The 16,960-nt window shown below is 66.9% G+C and carries 19 protein-coding genes; 10 read left to right on the plus strand and 9 right to left on the minus strand.

Annotation, left to right across the window (positions count from 1 at the left end):
• From ispG to ABZ942_RS10330, 4 genes are read left to right on the plus strand one after another with little or no spacing between them, the layout of a single operon-like run.
• The gene (gene ispG / locus ABZ942_RS10315) at positions 1-1,134 is read left to right on the plus strand and encodes a flavodoxin-dependent (E)-4-hydroxy-3-methylbut-2-enyl-diphosphate synthase (protein WP_357380455.1); all 1,134 of its coding nucleotides are present in this window, start codon (positions 1-3) and stop codon (positions 1,132-1,134) included.
• Positions 1,122-2,849 carry an FAD-dependent oxidoreductase gene (locus tag ABZ942_RS10320; RefSeq protein ID WP_357380456.1) on the plus strand — a complete coding sequence of 576 codons (1,728 nt, stop codon included), beginning with the start codon at positions 1,122-1,124 and terminating at the stop codon, positions 2,847-2,849. Before ispG ends, ABZ942_RS10320 begins: the two co-directional genes overlap by 13 nt.
• On the plus strand, positions 2,846-3,982 hold the full coding sequence (locus ABZ942_RS10325; RefSeq protein WP_357380457.1) for a polyprenyl synthetase family protein: 1,137 nt from the start codon (positions 2,846-2,848) through the stop codon (positions 3,980-3,982). The genes ABZ942_RS10320 and ABZ942_RS10325 overlap by 4 nt, the downstream gene beginning before the upstream one ends.
• Positions 3,979-4,848, plus strand: a complete 870-nt coding sequence (locus ABZ942_RS10330; protein WP_357380458.1) for a geranyl diphosphate 2-C-methyltransferase — start codon at positions 3,979-3,981, stop codon at positions 4,846-4,848. Before ABZ942_RS10325 ends, ABZ942_RS10330 begins: the two co-directional genes overlap by 4 nt.
• A 165-nt stretch (positions 4,849-5,013) precedes the next feature.
• Here the strand turns inward: ABZ942_RS10330 and ABZ942_RS10335 are convergent, their stop codons facing one another.
• Positions 5,014-5,508 carry a hypothetical protein gene (locus tag ABZ942_RS10335; protein WP_357380459.1) on the minus strand — a complete coding sequence of 165 codons (495 nt, stop codon included), beginning with the start codon at positions 5,506-5,508 and terminating at the stop codon, positions 5,014-5,016.
• A 268-nt stretch (positions 5,509-5,776) separates the two neighbouring features.
• On the opposite strand from ABZ942_RS10335, the gene ABZ942_RS10340 reads away from it, so the two are divergent.
• From ABZ942_RS10340 to ABZ942_RS10350, 3 genes are all read left to right on the plus strand, one after another.
• Positions 5,777-6,118, plus strand: a complete 342-nt coding sequence (locus ABZ942_RS10340; protein ID WP_357380460.1) for a metalloregulator ArsR/SmtB family transcription factor — start codon at positions 5,777-5,779, stop codon at positions 6,116-6,118.
• 65 nt (positions 6,119-6,183) lie between these two features.
• On the plus strand, positions 6,184-6,687 hold the full coding sequence (locus tag ABZ942_RS10345) for an SRPBCC family protein (protein WP_357380461.1): 504 nt from the start codon (positions 6,184-6,186) through the stop codon (positions 6,685-6,687).
• Positions 6,687-7,307 (plus strand): dihydrofolate reductase family protein, encoded by a 621-nt coding sequence (locus tag ABZ942_RS10350; protein WP_357380462.1) that lies wholly within the window; start codon positions 6,687-6,689, stop codon positions 7,305-7,307. The genes ABZ942_RS10345 and ABZ942_RS10350 overlap by 1 nt, the downstream gene beginning before the upstream one ends.
• Positions 7,308-7,321: 14 nt before the next feature.
• On the opposite strand, the gene ABZ942_RS10355 is transcribed toward ABZ942_RS10350, so the two are convergent.
• A complete protein-coding gene (locus ABZ942_RS10355) occupies positions 7,322-7,672 on the minus strand; it encodes a hypothetical protein (RefSeq protein WP_357380463.1) in 351 nt (116 codons plus the stop codon).
• Positions 7,673-7,824: 152 nt separating this feature from the next.
• Between ABZ942_RS10355 and ABZ942_RS10360 the strand changes: the two genes are divergently transcribed.
• Positions 7,825-8,235, plus strand: a complete 411-nt coding sequence (locus tag ABZ942_RS10360; protein WP_357380464.1) for a pyridoxamine 5'-phosphate oxidase family protein — start codon at positions 7,825-7,827, stop codon at positions 8,233-8,235.
• 1 nt (position 8,236) lies between these two features.
• Here the strand turns inward: ABZ942_RS10360 and ABZ942_RS10365 are convergent, their stop codons facing one another.
• Entirely contained in the window at positions 8,237-8,482 is a 246-nt protein-coding gene (locus ABZ942_RS10365) for a hypothetical protein (RefSeq protein WP_357380465.1), read from the minus strand.
• A gap of 11 nt (positions 8,483-8,493) precedes the next feature.
• Here ABZ942_RS10365 and ABZ942_RS10370 point away from each other — a divergent pair, with 11 nt between their 5' ends.
• The gene (locus ABZ942_RS10370) at positions 8,494-8,889 is read left to right on the plus strand and encodes a helix-turn-helix transcriptional regulator (protein ID WP_357380466.1); all 396 of its coding nucleotides are present in this window, start codon (positions 8,494-8,496) and stop codon (positions 8,887-8,889) included.
• Between the two features lie 3 nt (positions 8,890-8,892).
• Here ABZ942_RS10370 and ABZ942_RS10375 read toward each other — a convergent pair whose 3' ends face one another.
• The 4 genes from ABZ942_RS10375 to ABZ942_RS10390 form a co-directional block, all read right to left on the minus strand.
• The gene (locus ABZ942_RS10375) at positions 8,893-9,486 is read right to left on the minus strand and encodes an ATP-dependent Clp protease proteolytic subunit (protein ID WP_357380467.1); all 594 of its coding nucleotides are present in this window, start codon (positions 9,484-9,486) and stop codon (positions 8,893-8,895) included.
• A 2-nt stretch (positions 9,487-9,488) separates the two neighbouring features.
• On the minus strand, positions 9,489-10,091 hold the full coding sequence (locus ABZ942_RS10380) for an ATP-dependent Clp protease proteolytic subunit (RefSeq protein ID WP_357380468.1): 603 nt from the start codon (positions 10,089-10,091) through the stop codon (positions 9,489-9,491).
• Positions 10,092-10,302: 211 nt separating this feature from the next.
• Positions 10,303-11,478: an acyl-CoA dehydrogenase family protein gene (locus ABZ942_RS10385; protein WP_357380469.1), complete on the minus strand. Its 1,176-nt coding sequence runs from the start codon at positions 11,476-11,478 to the stop codon at positions 10,303-10,305.
• Between the two features lie 203 nt (positions 11,479-11,681).
• On the minus strand, positions 11,682-12,542 hold the full coding sequence (locus tag ABZ942_RS10390) for a helix-turn-helix transcriptional regulator (protein WP_357380470.1): 861 nt from the start codon (positions 12,540-12,542) through the stop codon (positions 11,682-11,684).
• Positions 12,543-12,643: 101 nt separating this feature from the next.
• Here ABZ942_RS10390 and ABZ942_RS10395 point away from each other — a divergent pair, with 101 nt between their 5' ends.
• The gene (locus ABZ942_RS10395; RefSeq protein WP_357380471.1) at positions 12,644-13,393 is read left to right on the plus strand and encodes an SDR family oxidoreductase; all 750 of its coding nucleotides are present in this window, start codon (positions 12,644-12,646) and stop codon (positions 13,391-13,393) included.
• Positions 13,394-13,443: 50 nt separating this feature from the next.
• Here ABZ942_RS10395 and ABZ942_RS10400 read toward each other — a convergent pair whose 3' ends face one another.
• Together ABZ942_RS10400 and ABZ942_RS10405 are read right to left on the minus strand one after the other, a co-directional pair.
• The gene (locus ABZ942_RS10400; protein ID WP_357381831.1) at positions 13,444-15,012 is read right to left on the minus strand and encodes an ABC transporter substrate-binding protein; all 1,569 of its coding nucleotides are present in this window, start codon (positions 15,010-15,012) and stop codon (positions 13,444-13,446) included.
• Positions 15,013-15,226: 214 nt separating this feature from the next.
• The gene (locus ABZ942_RS10405; RefSeq protein ID WP_357380472.1) at positions 15,227-16,948 is read right to left on the minus strand and encodes a thiamine pyrophosphate-dependent enzyme; all 1,722 of its coding nucleotides are present in this window, start codon (positions 16,946-16,948) and stop codon (positions 15,227-15,229) included.
• Positions 16,949-16,960: the final 12 nt, after the last annotated feature.

A 16,960-nucleotide genomic window follows, 5' to 3' on the forward strand; every position in this document is an offset into this window, starting at 1 on the left:
GTGACCACCAGTGAGCTAGACCGATCCGCTCCGCCGCCCGGATTGCCCCGCCGCCACACCCGCAGGCTCACCGTCGGCACGGTACCGGTCGGCGGCGGCGCACCGATCTCGGTGCAGACCATGACGACCACCCGCACGGCCGACGTCGACGCGACGCTGCAGCAGATCGCCGAGGTCACCGCGGCGGGCTGCGACATCGTCCGGGTCGCGGTGCCGACCCAGGAGGATGCCGATGCGCTGGCCGCCATCGCGGCCAGGTCGCCGCTGCCGGTCATCGCGGACATCCACTTCCAATCCCGTTACGTCTTCGCCGCCCTGGACGCCGGCTGCGCGGCCGTGCGGGTAAATCCCGGCAATATCAAGCAGTTCGACGATCGCGTCGGCGACATCGCCAGGGCCGCGATGGCGGCCTCGGTGCCGATCCGCGTCGGTGTCAACGCGGGCTCGCTGGATCGCCGGATGCTGGCGAAATACGGGTCCCCCACCCCTGAGGCACTGGTCGAGTCGGCTTTGCTGGAGGCGGCGCTGTTCGAGGAGCACGGCTTCACCGACCTGAAAATCGCGGTGAAACACCACGATCCGCTGACGATGATCACCGCCAACCGGCTGCTCGCCGAGCGCTGCGACTATCCGCTGCACCTCGGCGTCACCGAGGCGGGCCCGGTGCTGCAGGGCACCGTGAAATCAGCGGTCGCGTTCGGCGTACTGCTCGCCGAGGGGATCGGCGACACCATCCGCGTCTCGCTGTCCGCCCCGCCGGTCGAACAGGTGAAGGCGGGCAATCAGATCCTGCAGGCACTCGGGCTGCGGCCACGCAGCCTGGAAATCGTCTCCTGCCCGGGCTGCGGGCGGCTCCAGGTCGACATCCACCAGTTGGCGAAGCGGGTGGAGGCGGCGTTCCAAGGCTTCCCGCATCCGCTGCGCGTCGCGGTGATGGGCTGCATCGTCAACGGGCCCGGCGAATCCAAAGAAGCCGACCTCGGCGTGTCGTCCGGCAACGGCAAGGGCCAGATCTACGTCAAAGGTCGCGTCATCCGCACGGTCCCCGAGAACCAGATCGTCGATGCCCTGCTTGCGGAAGCGATGACGCTGGCCGAGGCGGCCGAATCCGAGGAGCAGCCATGGCCCATGTGATCACGCAACAGTGTTGCAACGACGCGAGCTGCATCCCCGAGTGTCCGGTCGACTGCATCAGGCCGACGCCGGATCAGCCGGAATTCGCGCGCGCCGAGATGCTGTACATCGACCCGGCCTCATGTATCGACTGTGGCGCCTGTGTCGATGTCTGCCCGGTGGACGCGATCTCGCCCGATGAGGATCTGGTCGGCCTGCCCGCTCGGTTCACCGACATCAATGCCGCCTACTTCCGCAGGTATCCGCTGCAGGCCGATGTCACCAGTCCACTGCCCGCCCCGCAGCGCCTGCCGAAGGGACATCCGCCGCTGCGGGTCGCCATTGTCGGGTCCGGCCCAGCCGGGTGCTACGCCGCCGCGGAACTGCTGGCGCGCGCCGACGTCGAGATCACCATGCTCGAAAAGCTGCCCACACCATGGGGTCTGGTGCGCGCCGGGGTGGCGCCGGACCATCCGGATACCAGATCCGTAACCGACACCTTCGCACAGACGCTGACGGCGCTCCGTTGCTACCTGAATACCTCGGTGGGCGAGCATATTTCGGTCGCCGAGTTGCTCGAACATCATCATGCGGTCATCGTCGCGGTCGGCGCCGCGGCGGACCGGCGGCTCGGCGTGCCCGGCGAGGACCTGCCCGGCTGCCATTCGGCGACCGAGTTCGTCGGCTGGTACAACGGCCATCCCGGCTACTCCGAGCACAGCTTCGACCTGTCCGGGGAACGCGCCGTGCTCGTCGGCAACGGCAATGTGGCGCTCGACGTCGCCCGCATGCTCGCCGCGGAGCCCCGCGATCTGGCCCGCACCGATATGGCCGACTACGCGATCGCGGCGTTGCAGGACAGCAAGATTCGAGAGGTGGTGGTGCTCGGGCGGCGCGGGCCCGTGCAGGCGGCGTACACCGGCCCGGAGTTCCTCGGGCTCGCCTACCTGCCCGGGGCCGATGTGCTGATCAACGAATGCGAACTCATGCTCGACCCGCACAGCCAGGCACTGGCCGACGATCCGGGCGCAGATCCGTCGTTGCAGCTGAAACTGAAGCTGGCCCAGCAGTACTCGCGCACCGCCCCACTCCCGATCCTCGGACGCAAACACATTCGGCTGCGCTACCTCGTCACGCCCGTCGCCGTACACGGCACCGATCGGGTCGAGTCGATCGAGCTCGCCCACACCGAGATCGTCTCGCGCGATGGCGAATTGGTGGCGCGAACGACCGACCGCACCGAGACGGTCGGCACCTCACTCGTCTTGCGATCGATAGGTTCGTGCGGCGTCGCACTGCCCGGTTTGCCGTTCGACGAGCGGCGCGGGGTGATTCCGAACGATCGGGGACGCGTGCTGAGCGCCGAACAGCGGCCGATGGCAGGGGTTTACGTGACCGGTTGGATCAAACGCGGCCCGGTCGGCGTGATCGGCACGAATCGAACCTGTGCACAGGAAACCGTCGACCGGTTGCTCGCGGATTTCGCCGACGGATCACTGGCCGAACCCGCGCGCAGCCGGGAATCGCTGACCGAGTTGCTCGCCGAACGGCAGCCGGACGCCATCGACCACGCGGCCTGGCAGGCCATCGACGCCGCGGAGCGCGCCGCGGGCCGGCGACACGGGCGCCCGCGAGTGAAGCTCACCAGCATCGAAGCCTTGCTCCATGCCGCACGATCGGCGACCGAGACCGGGCCGGATCGCACCGGATCCGCAACCGAAAGGGCAAGCGCGTGAACGCTTCCACCACCTCTTCGCCGCCGGCAGATCTGGTATCTATCCGGCGACAGATCGACACCATGCTGGCCGACTTCGTCGCCGCCAAGGCGCGCGCCGCCACCGCGACCCGCCTGCCGGTGGACCTGGCCGAGGCCGTGCGGGAATTCCTGTCCGCAGGCGGCAAACGCATCCGGCCGCTGCTCTGTGTCCTCGGCTGGCTGGCCGCGGGCGGCAGTCCGGACATCCCCGAATCGGTCCTGCGGGCCGCGGGCGCACTGGAGATGTTCCACGCGGCAGTTCTCATCCACGACGACATCATCGACAGCAGCGACACCCGCCGTGATCGGCCGACGGCGCACCGTGCGCTGGCTGTACGCCACCAAACCCGTTCCGATGCCGATTGTTTCGGCGAGCACGCGGCCATCCTGCTCGGCGACCTCGCCTTCATCTGGTCCGGCGAACTGCTGCACACCGCGGGACTGACGCCCCGCATGCTGACAGCCGCGCTGTCAGTGCTCGACGCCATGCGCGGCGACGTCCAGTACGGGCAATACCTGGACCTGCTCGCCACCGGGCACCCCGACGCCGACCTCGACCGCGCGTTGCAGATCATCCGCTACAAGACCGTCGCCTACACCTGCCAACGCCCACTGCAACTCGGTGCCGCGCTCGCCGACGCCGCGCCGGAGGTTCACGCGGCGCTGCTCGCGTACGCCAGCCCGCTCGGTGAGGCCTTCCAACTCCGCGACGACCTGCTCGGCGTCTTCGGCGACCCCGCTGTCTCCGGCAAGTCCAGCGCCGACGATCTACGTGACGGCAAACATTCGGCCCTGATCGCCATCGCCTTCGCCCGCGCGGACGCGGCGCAGGCAGCGCAGTTGCGTGCGCTGCTCGGTAACCCGGAACTCGACGAGAAGGCGGCGGCGCATTGCCGCGCCATCATCGCAGCGACCGGGGCCGCGACCGAGATCGGGCGGATGATCGCGGGCCGTCGCGACCTCGCGCTTGCCGCTCTCGACGCTCGGCCGCTGCCACCGTCGGCGAGTAATGCGCTGCGCGCGATGGCGATTCGCATCACGGCCATCGACACCAGCTCCGTAACAGCAGCACATCCAGCGGAGATCCGACAACCCGAGGGAGTGAAACCATGACCATCACCGAACCGCCCACCCCGCAGGCCGAACCGGTACTGCGCAGCGCGTACCAGCAGTCGATCGCCGAGTATTGGAACAGGGAGAAGGACCCGGTCAACATCAAGCTCGGCGAGGTGGACGGGCTCTACCACCACCACTACGGCATCGGCGACTACTCCCCCGATGTGCTGACTATGCCTGCCGCGGAACGCGATTCGGCGATCATCGCCGAAATGCATCGCCTCGAGACGGCGCAGGCCGATGTGCTGCTCGAGCATCTCGGCGCCATCGATGCCGCGGACCGAGTGCTCGACGCAGGCTCCGGCCGCGGCGGCACCAGCTTCATGGTCAACCAGCGTTTCGGCTGCCAGGTCGACGGCGTCTCGATTTCCGAATCCCAGGTCAACTTCGCGAATACCCAAGCCGCACAACGCGGTGTGGGCAAACAGGTCCGCTTCCACTTCCGCAATATGCTCGACACCGGGTTCGACGCCGGGTCCGTGCGGGCGATCTGGACCAATGAGACCACCATGTATGTCGACCTGCAGCAACTCTACAGCGAATTCGCCAGGCTGCTCCAGCACGGCGGTCGCTACGTCTGTATCACCGGCTGCTACAACGATCTCACCGGCGGCCGCTCCCGCGCGGTCAGCCAGATCGACCAGCACTACATCTGCAATATCCATCCGCGCAGCGAGTACTTCAAGGCGATGGCCGCCAACGGTCTGGCACCGATCGCCGTCACCGACCTGACCGCCGCAACAATCCCCTACTGGGAATTGCGCGAACGTTCCTCGGTGGCCACCGGCATCGAGAAGGCCTTCCTCACCGCCTATCGGGAGGGCAGCTTCCACTATCTGCTCATTGCCGCAGACCGCATCTGAGATTCGAGGCGTGGGTCCACTCGGTGGCGCGCGGCAATGGTTTCGGCCAGCGCCACCGGTTGGTCTCGGGCGACGAGGTGTCCGGCATCGGGAATGCGGGTCACCGTACGGGTATCGCCGATGACCTGCAAACCACCCAAGCCTGTCTCGGCGCTGGGGACAGATTCAGCACCTCGACTTGCGGGAGCGGGCGGCTGCCCGGAGCAGCTCCGCGAGCACTCCGAAAGCGAGCACCACCACGCCGACCGCCAATGCCCGCCCTGGCGCGTCGGTGGTGAGGGTCTCGCCCAGGCTCTGGCCGGGTAGGAATACCAGCGCGGTGATCGTGACCGCGGCGAAGCACAGCCCGTACGACAGCGCCGCCGCGACCAGCGGTCGCAGTGTCCGCAGCGGCGTCAGCGGTGTGTGCGCCAGCCGCCAGGCGAACCCACCGCCGCCGACCAAGGTGAACGCGAGCCATCCGTAGTTGGTGGTGCTGAACCCGTTGATGCCGTGAAAGTCGAAGTGGCGGGCGCCGCCGATCACCAGATCGACGGTCGCGGCGGCAGCGAGGGACGCAAGCCACGGCCACATCGGCACGAATGCCATGGCCCCGTGCCATACCGCGCCTGGGCGCCACACCACGTCCGGCCCTGCACCAGAGGTTTGAGAATCCGCCATCCGAGCCTCCCCTGCGATTAGCTCCCGCAACAAGTCCCATCGTGCGCGCGCCAGCGGACAGCCACATCAGGGACAACCCCGGAATTCCCCCTGAGGACGTTCCTCGCCACCACGACCTATCGGAAAATTCACTGCCCCTATGCAGATCGGCTGGCCAACTTGGTCAGCGAGCGGCCTATTCGAAGTCCCCAAGCCTGATCAGCGCCGTGTTCCCCCTTCGAGATCGTTGACGACTTGACGCATGCCGATATGGGAATATGATCAAGGCATGGCACGAGCAGCGACGACGTCGGATGTTTTCAACGCGATCGCCGAGCCGCAGCGCCGGGAGATCCTGGTGCTGTTGCGGGCGGGTGAGCGACCGGTGACCGAGCTGGCCCAGGCGCTGGGGATGACTCAGCCGGGGGCGTCCAAACACCTGCGGGTGCTACGGGAGGTCGGGTTGGTGCGGGACCGCAAGGTGGGCAAGCAGCGCGTGTACGGCCTCGACGGTCGCGGGCTGCGACCGGTGCACGAGTGGACCGGCGGGTTCGAGCGGTTCTGGAACGAGAGCTTCGATCGGCTGGACACGTACGTGCAGGACCTCGAGCAAGCAAGGCAACGAGATTGACCGATGGCTGCGGAACACACCAAAGACCAAGCACCACACAAGAAGACACACGAAGGGAAACTCCGATGGGTTCGGCAGAAATGGCAACGGCGGGCGTCGACACCGCCGACCGCGAGATCGTGATCACCCGGGTCATCAGTGCCCCACGGGAGCTGGTGTTCGAGGCGTTCACCGAAGTCCGGCACCTGTCGCACTGGTGGGGACCGAACGGATTCACCACCACCACTCGGGCGTTCGACTTCCGCGTCGGCGGTGCGTGGGACTTCGTGATGCACGGCCCGGACGGGACCGACTACCAGGAGTGGATCTCCTGGACCGAGATCACCCCGCCGGCGCGAATCGCGCTGCGGCACGGCGAGTTCCGCGCCGACCCGAACGCCTTCGAGTCGGTCTTGACGTTCGCGCCCGACGGCGCGGCGACCCGGATCGAGATGCGCACCCTGTTCCCCACCAAGGAACTGCGCGACGAGGCGGCCGAGAAATACCACGCGATCGAGGGCGGCAAGCAGACGCTGAACAACCTCGCTGCCTACGTCACCGAGATGGTCCGGAAGGGGGCGGCGAGCTGATGGCCGGGAAGGTTTTCTTCAGCGTGTCGATGTCGCTGGACGGTTTCATCGCCCCCGAGACCGCCGGGGAACTGATGGGCCAACAGTGGATGGAACTGCAGCAGTGGGTATTCCCGCAGCGGTTCTTCCGGGAGAACCTGAAGCTCGGCGCGGGCGGCGAGGAAGGGCTCGACAACGACATCGTGCGGGAGACGTTCGAGCGCACCGGCGCGAGCGTCATGGGCAAGCGTATGTTCGACGCCGGCGAGCAGATGTGGCCCGACGAAGCACCGTTCCGCACGCCGGTCTTCGTCGTGACGCACGAGAAGCGTGATCCCTGGGAACGGCCTGGCGGCACCACCTTCCATTTCGTCAACGACGGCATCGAGACGGCACTCGACCAGGCTCGCGCGACCGCAGGCGACCGAGACGTCCGCGTCGCGGGTGGCGGCGCGACGATCCTGGAGTACGTGAACGCGGGCCTGGTCGACGAGTTCTCGATCGCGCTCGCGCCCGTGCTGTTCGGCTCCGGAATCGGCCTGTTCGAGGGCGTGGACGCGAGCCGGGTGGCTCTGGAGCCGGTCCGCGCGCAACCGACGCAGCGGGTGACCCACCTGACGTACGCAGTCCGGCAGCGGTAACTGCCGACCTCAGGTCAGCGGCGGCGGAGGCGGGCTCGCGGGACCTGGCCGTCGGCGGAGGTGGCGCCCTGGCGTTCACTGGCGAGGGCGAGCATGGCCAGGCCGGTGTCGCGGATCAGCATGTCGAGATCTTCGACGAGTGCGGTGACGGTCGCGCGGACCTGGGGTTGGGCGACTGGGTCGAGGTCGTCGAGTACATGGTGCAGTTGCAGCCCGACGTCGAACAGGTGGCGGACCAGCCGGTCGCTGGCATCGGCGAATTCGGTACTGCTGCCCGGCTTTTCGAGCGGCACCGCGGCGGATCGGTGCGGCAGGCGGATGCGCGTCGGGTTGCCCGTGTAGCCGCGCCGCGCGGAATATGGCATGCAGTCCTCCTCGATCGATAAGTGGCTCGACGCCACACTCGAGCCACCCTTCGGGACTCCAGGCAATCCTCAATTTTACGGATACTCGGGCAATTTTCGCCATCGGGTGTCCATGCCCCGAAACGACCCGAAACAGGTGGGACAATGGGGACATGCCCGCCAACCGCGCAAGCGAGACGCGTGAGCTGTCGGTAGAGGACTCCCTGGACCTGCTCCACACCGTCCGCTTCGGCCGTATCGCGTTCTCGCGGCATGCTTTACCCGCGATCCGTCCTGTCCGGCACACGGTCGTCGACGGCTGCATCGTGATCGCCGCCGACCCGGCCATGATCCGCACGTTGCACCGACAGGTCGTCGCCTACGAGGTCGACACCATCGATCACCAGACCAACCTCGGCCGCTGCGTGATCATCACCGGCGTCGCCGACACCGTCACCGACCAGCAGGAGCTCGCGCACTACCAGCCGCACCTGCAGCCGGAGGTCGGGTTGGACGGCCAGCTGATCGTGATCGATCCGGACATCATCACCGGCATCGAGTACATCGACAGCAACGGCGCCTGACCTACGACTGCGCGCCCGGCACCGGATAGACGGCGTCCACCTCGACTTCGACCAGACAACCGGCAGACTGGCCACCTCCAGCGCGAAACGAGTCGGTCGCGCGGCATTGCGGACCACCGGCCGGATCGCCGTGCACGACCCACCCTCCTCGAACTTGCTGCGCACCTGCGCCGCCCGGCTGACGCTCGTTGCGGCGTAGTTGTCTGCCGTGGGCGAACATCGGCCGGATCGGCTCGGCCAGGTGCAAGACTCGTCGATATGGCAGCAGAAGAGGATGGCGTCGTAGTCGATCTCGATGCGCACCGCCGCGGCCAACCGCGCCGCAGGGTCGCTGCGCCTGAGCCGCGCCGGGATCCGGTCGATGCCGCGTCGCCGCTGCTGCGGGCCGTCTATGGCGAAGTGCTGCGCGACGAGCGCCAGGATCAGGACCGCACGCTGGCCGAGGTCGCGACCGAGGTCGGCATGTCCAAGCAGTACCTGTCCGAGATCGAGCGTGGACGCAAGGAAGCCTCCTCGGAGATGCTGCACTCGATCTGCGGGGCGCTCGGGCTGCGCATCGAAACGCTGCTCTTTCGCGGCGCTCGGAGACTGGGCGCGCTGCGGCATCTCAACCGCCCGGTCTCCGAGGCGCGCGTCGAACTGCTTGCGGCCTGATCGTCAGTGGTCGCGGGTGAAGATCAGCTCGTCGGCCAGGCCGTACTCCACGGCTTCCTGCGCGGTGAAGACCCGATCGCGGGCGGTGTCCTTGCGTAACTGCTCGATGCTCTGACCAGTGTGTTTGCTGAGGATCGCCTCGGTCTGCGAGCGGATCCGCATCACCTCCGCCGCTTGCAGCGCCAGGTCTGAGATGGTGCCCTGCCCCTGCGCCGACGGCTGATGCAGCAGCACGCGGGAGTGGTTGAGGACGTAACGGCGCCCGGCCGTGCCCGCCGACAACAGCACCGCCGCGGCCGACACCGCCTGACCCATGGCATAGGTCTCGATTGGCGTCCGCAGGTACTGCATGGTGTCGTAGATGGCCAGCATCGCCGTGTTCGAGCCGCCGGGGGAGTTGATGTAGAGGCTGATCTCGCGATCCGGCGACTCCGACTCCAGGTGCCACAGTTGCGCCATCACCACATTCGCCACGCCGTCGTCGATCTCGGTGCCCAGGAAGATGATTCGATCGTTGAGCAACCGGCTGAAGACGTCGAACGAGCGCTCGCCGTTCGGGGTCCGTTCGATGACATTGGGAATCGTGTACTGAGACATGGTCACAACCCCGCTCGGTGTGCATTGGTGAATGGTGCGATCTGCGCGAAGTTGGCGGCGATCTCGTCGACGATGCCGTATTCGCGCGCCTGTTCCGGCGTGAACCAGCGATCACGGTCGCTGTCCGAACGGATCTCCTCCAGCGAATGCCCGGTCTCCGCGGCCAGGATCTGCTCCGACTGCAGCTTCATGTACTCCAGGTTCTCCGCCTGGATCGCGATGTCCATCGCGGTGCCGCCGATGCCCGCGGACGGCTGATGCATCATGATCCGGCTGTGCGCCAAGCTGATTCGCTTGCCCTTGGTGCCCGAGGCCAGCAGCACCTGCCCCATGCTGGCGGCGAATCCGACGGCAACGGTCGCCACGTCGTTCGGGATCAGCTTCATCGTGTCGTAGATGGCGAGCCCGGCGAGCACCGACCCGCCCGGCGAATTGATGTAGAGGACGATGTCGCGCTTGTCGTCCTCGCTGGCCAGCAGCACCAGTTCGCTGCAGGCCCGCTCCGCCATCGCGTCGTCGACCTCACCGGTCAGTTGGATCGTCCGATGGCGGAACAATCTGTCGGCTAGTTGTCCCCGGTAGTCCAGGTGCGATGTTTCGATCATGGATCAGGTCTATCCCCGCCGGACCCTCAGCTGTCGCTGTGTCTGCCGACAGCAGACCCGAGTGTGCGCTGACGACGGATGGTGTTGCGGAAGTGGGTCCGACGACGGCCCGTACACCAACGAGATTCCCGGCCCGGCGGGTTCGATCGGCGTGCCGTGCCGCCGCTACGTCAAGCGCGTCGACTGACCCGCTCAGCGCAACTGACCCCGCTCAGCGCACGCCGAGCACGAGCGGGAATTCCGGCTGCCCGCCGAGCAGGAACGCGCCTGCGGTCTGGATCATCTGGTCGTGCGCCATGAGATGGGTTGTCATGGTGCTCATGTCACGCAGCCAGACATCGAGCGGGTTCGGCTTGTAGACGGATTCGGTGCCGACCAGCTCGCACAGCCGGGCGATGATGTGCCGACAGGCGCGGTATGAATGCGTGCGGGTCAGCAGGGTCTGGATCCGGATGTCCGCGGGCAGATCGGCGAAACGGTGCTCGTCCAACGCATCCCACTGCGTGCGCAGGCTGTCGACGACCGCGCCGCGGGCGACGATGTACTCCATCTCGCACTCGCCCAGAATGTATTGCGCCCGATAGTTGTCCGCCCACTTCTGCCCGGTGGCCGCGATGACCTTGCCCTGCGCGAGCTCCCGGACGTAGTCCAGCGCGGCCCGCGTCGCGCCGAGCGGAATGCCCGGCATCACCCGGGCCAGCGTCTCCGGTTCGGCGAGTTTGCCGGTGCCGCTTCTCGGTTCGAAGAAGTCGAAGCAGTGGTGCTCGGGAATGAACAGGTCGTCGGTCGCGTAATCGTTACTGCCGCTGCCACGCAGGCCGGTGCTGTCCCAGGTATCGAAGACCTGGACCTGATCGCGCCGCATGCAGAACATCTTCGCGATCGGCGCGCCGTCGGCGCTGGCCATGTCGTCGCCGTCGAAGATCATCGCGCCGGCGACCACGAGGTCGGCATGGTTGATGGCGCTGCCCAGCTTCCAGCGGCCGGTCAGCCGGTAGCCGCCGTCGGTCCGCACCGCTCGCCCCGAGGGCGCGATCAGTCCGGCGGTGATCAGATCCCGCGTCGGCATCAGCTCGGCCAGGGCCTGCTTGTCGAGGAATCCTGCGTAGATGCCGGTCGCCGCCCCGATCATCGCGCACCAGCCGGTGGCGGTGTCGCCGTAGGCCAGTGCCTCGAACACCTCCATCTGCTGCAGCGAGGTCAGTCCCGGCCCGCCGAGCTCGGCACTGAATCCGATCGCGTAGATGCCCATCGACCGCAGTCGTTCGACGATATCGGCGGGCAGCTGCCGCGCCGCTTCGATCTCCTGCCGTCGCTTCGCCACCTCGGGCGCGAAGGCACGCGCCGCAGCAAGCAGTTCTTCCGCCGACGATGCTCGTCCGCTCACCATTACCCCAATCAGGTCCAGCCGCAATCGAATTGGCGTCACTGCCTGCAATAGCAGGGTAGCCCGGATGTCGACCTCCGACGCCGGAAACCATGTTCCCGGGAACGGCACAGGTCTGCCCGTGCGGCGAGCACGCCTGTGCTCGAGTATGTCCCGCCACCGCGACCCCCGCCAGCATCCGGATCGCTGACCGAACCGACGGGCTAGTCGTGCACTGTCGCGTGCGATTCCCGCAGCACCGGATCGCCGACCGCGACCATGCTGCCGAGCAACGCCAGCGCACGCTCGGACTCGGAGCCAGGTTCCGCGTGATAGGCGATGAGCAGCTGCCCAGGCGCACCGTTCACGGAGAACGTTTCGTACGACAGCGTCAGCTCGCCGACCATGGGATTGAGGAACCGTTTCTTTCCGGCGGTTTTAGCCCGGATGTCGTGGCGTGCCCACAGCTTTCGGAAGTCGTCGCTCTTCAGCGACAACTCGCCTACCAGCTCGGTCAGCCGCGGATCGTCGAGATCGCCCGCCGACGCCCGCAGACTCGCCACCGTCTCCGCGGCGTGGATGGCCCAGTCCGGGTAGACATTTCGCGCCTCCGGATCGAGAAACATCATCCGGACCTGATTGATGCCGGGCACCGAACACGCATTGACCGCGACGGCCAGCGGATTCGCGGCGAGCACGTCCAGGTGCCTGCCGAGCACCAGCGCGGGCGTGTGCGGCCACGCCTGCATCAGGGCGAGCAGGCCGGGGCTCACCCGCTCGGGCCGCTGCGGCGCGCGCCTGCGCCGCAGCACCGGGCGCGCCAGCTCCCGCAGATGCGCGACACCTTCCTCGTCCAGCGCGAACACCCGCGCCAGCGCGACAACCACCTGCTCGGACGGGTGCCTGTCGCGACCTTGCTCGAGTCGCACGTAATAGTCCGCGCTCATCCCGGCCAACATCGCGACTTCCTCACGACGCAGCCCGGCCACCCGGCGCTGGCCGCCACCGGACATCCCGAAATCCTCCGGGCGGACCAGCTCGCGCCGTGCCCGCAGAAAGGCGCCCAGTCGGTTGTCGGAGTCCATCCTTCGAGGGTAGGGCAGCGTCCGGCAAGCTGGGTGGCCCTCCCGCTACCAGGAAGTCCGTACCCTGGCACGAGGCCGTGACCAGCACGAATGTTGTGGTCATGACAAACAACCTCACCGGCCGCGTCGCGGTCGTCACCGGAGCGTCCAGTGGAATCGGCGCCGCCACCGCCCAGCGGCTCGCGGCCGACGGCGCGAAGGTCGCGCTGCTCGGACGGCGCAAGGATCGGCTCGAAGAGCTGGCCGCCCAGATCGGTGGCGAGGTGCTCGCCGTCGAGGCCGACGTGTCCGTACAGCAGTCGATGTTCGACGCCGCGGCCACCGTGCGGGCCGCGTTCGGGCCGATCGACCTCGTCGTCGCCAACGCGGGCGTCATGCTCGCCGCACCGTACGAGTCGGCGGACACCGACGAGTGGGGCCAGATGGTGGGCACCAACATCAATGGATTGCTCTACACCGGAAGGGCTTTCAGCGATGATCTGCTCGCCGCGGCGAGCAACGGCCAACGCGCCGACCTGGTGCACATCGGTTCGATCGGTGGGCACCTGGTGTTCCCCAACTACGCCGTCTACTGCGCGACCAAAGCCGCGGTCGCGCACCTGACCCGCAACCTACGCGCCGAATTCGGACCGCGCGGTGTTCGAGTGAAGACCATCGAGCCCGGTTTCGTCGGCACCGAACTCGGCGCGGGCATGCGCGACGAGGACCAGAAGGCGGGCCTCGCCGAATGGCGCAACGGGTTCGAAATCCTTGTCCCCGAGGACATCGCGGACGCGATCGGCTACGCGGTCGGCGCCCCGAAGCGGGTCAACATCGCCGAAATGATCGTCGTACCAACCCCGCAGGGCTGAGACAGCCGAAAGGCCCGCCGGCGCAACGTCGGCGGGCCTTTCGCGATCGGTTACTTCTCGATGCCCTCGAAGTCGAACAGGCCGTTCCAGGCCAGCTCGGCCTTCTTCACCTTGTCCGAACGGCCCGCGGCGGCCGCGTAGTCGAACATCGGGATGTCGGCCATGTCCTTGAAGAGCAAGGCCTGCGCCTGGCCGACGAACTTGTACGACTCGTCCAGGGTGGGGGCCGCCAGCGCGGCGTCCAGCAGCTTGTCGAAGTCCAGATTCTTGTATTTGACGTCGTTGCCGTCGGAGTAGCTGTAGTACTGCGAGCTCAGGAACTGCAGCATGGTCGGGTAGTCGCCCTGCCAGCCGTAGCGGAACGCGGTGCCGATGGTTCCGGCGTTGATCGAGTCACGGATGTTCTTGAACGTCGGGTACGGCGTGCCGACGGCATCGATACCGAGGGTGTTCTTGATGCTGTTCGCCGTCGCCTCGACCCAGCCCTGGTGGCCACCATCGGCGTTGTAGGCGATCTCGTAGCGACCCGACCACGGGGCGATGGCGTTGGCCTGGGCCCACACCTTCTTGGCCTCTTCCGGGTTGTACTTCAGCACCTCGTTGCCCGGCACGTTCGGGTTGAAACCGGGCAAGGTACGCGCGGTGAAGTCGAGCGAAGGCACCCGGGTGCCGTGGAAGATGTTCTCGCAGATCTGCTCTCGGTTGATCGCCATCGAGAGCGCCTTGCGGCGCAGCACCCCTTCCTCGCCGCCGAAGTGCGGGGCGGTGGACTGGATGCCGACGGCCGCCTTATACGCGATCGGCTTGGTGATCGCGCGATCGCCGAGGTCGTTCTTGTAGGTGCCCATCGCGCTGTCGGGAATGACATCGAGAGCGTCGAGATTGCCCGCTTGCAGATCGGCGTACGCCGTGTCGAAGGACTGGTACATCACAAAGCGCAGGCCCTTGTTCTTGGGTGCGCGGCCGCCCTTGTAGTCGGGGTTGGGCACCAGGTCGATCTGCACGTTGTGCTGCCAGGCGCCGTTCTTCGCGAACTTGTACGGGCCGTTGCCGATCGGGTTCTCGCCGAACGCCTTGATGTCCTTGAACGCAGCCTCGGGCAGCGGGTAGAACGGCGCGTAGCCCAGCTCGGTCTCGAAGTCGATCGATGGCTGCTTCAGCGCGACGGTGAAGGTGTGGTCGTCGACCACCTTCAGCCCCGACATCGTCTGAACCTTGGCATCTTTCGCCGACACCTCGTCGAACCCGACGATCGGGCCGAACACATAGCTCTGCAGCTGCGCGTTGGTGGCCAGCGCGCCGTAGTTCCACGCGTCGACGAACGACTTGGCCGTTACCGCCGAGCCGTCGGAGAACTTCCAGTCCGGCTTGATGGTGATCGTGTAGTTCTTCCGGTCGGTCGTCTCGATCTTCTGCGCCATCTCATCGTGCGCAGTTCCGTTGGCGTCGTAGTACTTCAAGCCCGCGAACAGCCGGTCGACCACTCGCCCGCCCATGTTCTCGTTGGTGTTGGTCGGCACCAACGGGTTCTGCGGCTCACCGGCGTTGGTCGTGACGATGCCGGCATCGCCGCCGTCATCACCCGACGAGCATGCGGTCAGCCCCAGGCTTGTGGCCATCAGTGCGGCCGCGAGTAGCGCACCAGCTCTTGTGAATCTCACGCGTTCTCCCGATTTCGAACAGGTCATCGGGACACGCCGGGACACGCATCAACCGCACGCGCCCCATCCCGATCACCTTGGAATGTTCTCGGACAGTAACCATTCCGAGACCAATTGTCATGGGATCCACCGATGATCGGACCGGGGGCGCGTCGCCGTACGCGACAATCTGTCAGGCGCGACTCTCCAGGGTCTCCTTGACCTTGGCGATCGCGAAGCCCCACGCCTGGTCGAAGGTCGGTTTCGGCGGGATCGAGATCTCGTCCGGGTTGGTGACGACATCGAGCAGCACGGGTCGACGCGACGCGAAAGCGTCCGCGACCGCCTTGTCCAGGTCCTCAGGATCGGTCACCCGGCGCGATTCCAGGCCCATCGCGGCCGCGACGGCGGCCAGATCCGGATTGTCGAGCACGGTGCCGAACTCGGGCAGGCCGCCCTCCTCCTGCTCGAGTTTGACCATGCCGAGGCGCCCGTTGTTGAACACCACCAGCGTGACCGGCAGGTCGTAGGTGACCGCGGTGCGCAGGTCGCCGAGCAGCATCATCAGCCCGCCGTCCCCGCAGAACGCGACGACCTGGCGTTCGCGGTCGAGGATCTGCGCGCCGAGGGCCTGCGGCATCGCGTTGGCCATCGACCCGAAGTTGTAGGAGCCGATCAAACGCCGGGACCCGCGCAGGCTGAGGAAGCGGGACAGCCACACCGTGGACATGCCGGTGTCCGAGGTGAAGATCGCGTCGTCGGCGGCGTGCGTGTTCACCGCCGCGGCCACCGCCTCCGGGCGGATCAGCTGGTCCGGGTTGTCCAGGTGGCGCCGGATGCGGCCGAGCAGTTTGCGGTCGTGTGTGGGTTCGGCCAGGCGCTGCTGGAGTTCGGTCCACCGGTGGTACTCCGATTGCGCCTTCTTCAGGTGCTTGTCTGAGGCCTTGGTGTCCAGCTTCAGCAGGAGTTCACGCAACGCGGGGCCGGTGTGGCCGACCAGCGCGACGTCGACCGGCGTGCGGCGACCGATGTGGTCGAGGCGTGCGTCGAGTTGGATGACGGTCTTGCCGGTGGGATACCAGTCGCGGTACGGGAAGTCGGTGCCGACCATGAACAGCACGTCGCAGTCCTCGAGCGCCGAATTGGCGGCGGGGTTACCGATCAAACCGGTTTGACCGACCGCATACGGATTGTCGTGCTCCAGACCTTCTTTGGCCTTGATGGTGAGCACCATCGGTGCCGACAGCTGTTCGGCGAGCCGCAACACCTCTTCGCGCGCTTCCCTGGCCCCGATACCGACGAGCAGGGTGACCCTGCCCGCCTTGTTGAGCGTCTCCGCAGCCTGCACGATTTCGGTCGCGCCAGGGACAATCGTGCGGTCGCGCGCGACGAACCTCGGGCGCACGTCGGTGTCCAGCTTCAGACCACCGATGTCTCCCGGAATGGTCAAAACGGAGACGCCCTGCCGGGACACCGCCGCGTTCACCGCCTGTTCGAGCAGTCTCGGCAGCTGCGCGGCGTTGGTGACCGTTGCCGTGAACTCCGAGACGTCACGGAAGACCGCGTCATTATCGACCTCCTGGAAGTACTCGCTGCCCATCTCGGAGGTCGGCACCTGGCCGCAGATGGCCAGTACCGGTGCGTGTGATTTCTTGGCGTCGTAGAGACCGCCCAGCAGATGGATCGAACCGGGGCCGACGGTGCCCGCGCACACGCCGATGGTGCCGGTGAGCTGGGCTTGCGCGCCAGCGGCATAGGCAGCCACCTCTTCGTGTCGCACGCCGATCCATTCGATCCGATCCTCGCGACGGATCGCGTCGGTGATCGGGTTGAGCGCGTCGCCGACGACACCCCAGATCTGGGTGACGCCCTCGTCGGCCAGCGCAGTGACGATCATTTCCGCAACCGTGGTCATAGTCGACTCCTC

The sequence above is a fragment of the Nocardia sp. NPDC046473 genome, from assembly GCF_040645995.1.
Taxonomy (GTDB): Bacteria; Actinomycetota; Actinomycetes; order Mycobacteriales; family Mycobacteriaceae; genus Nocardia.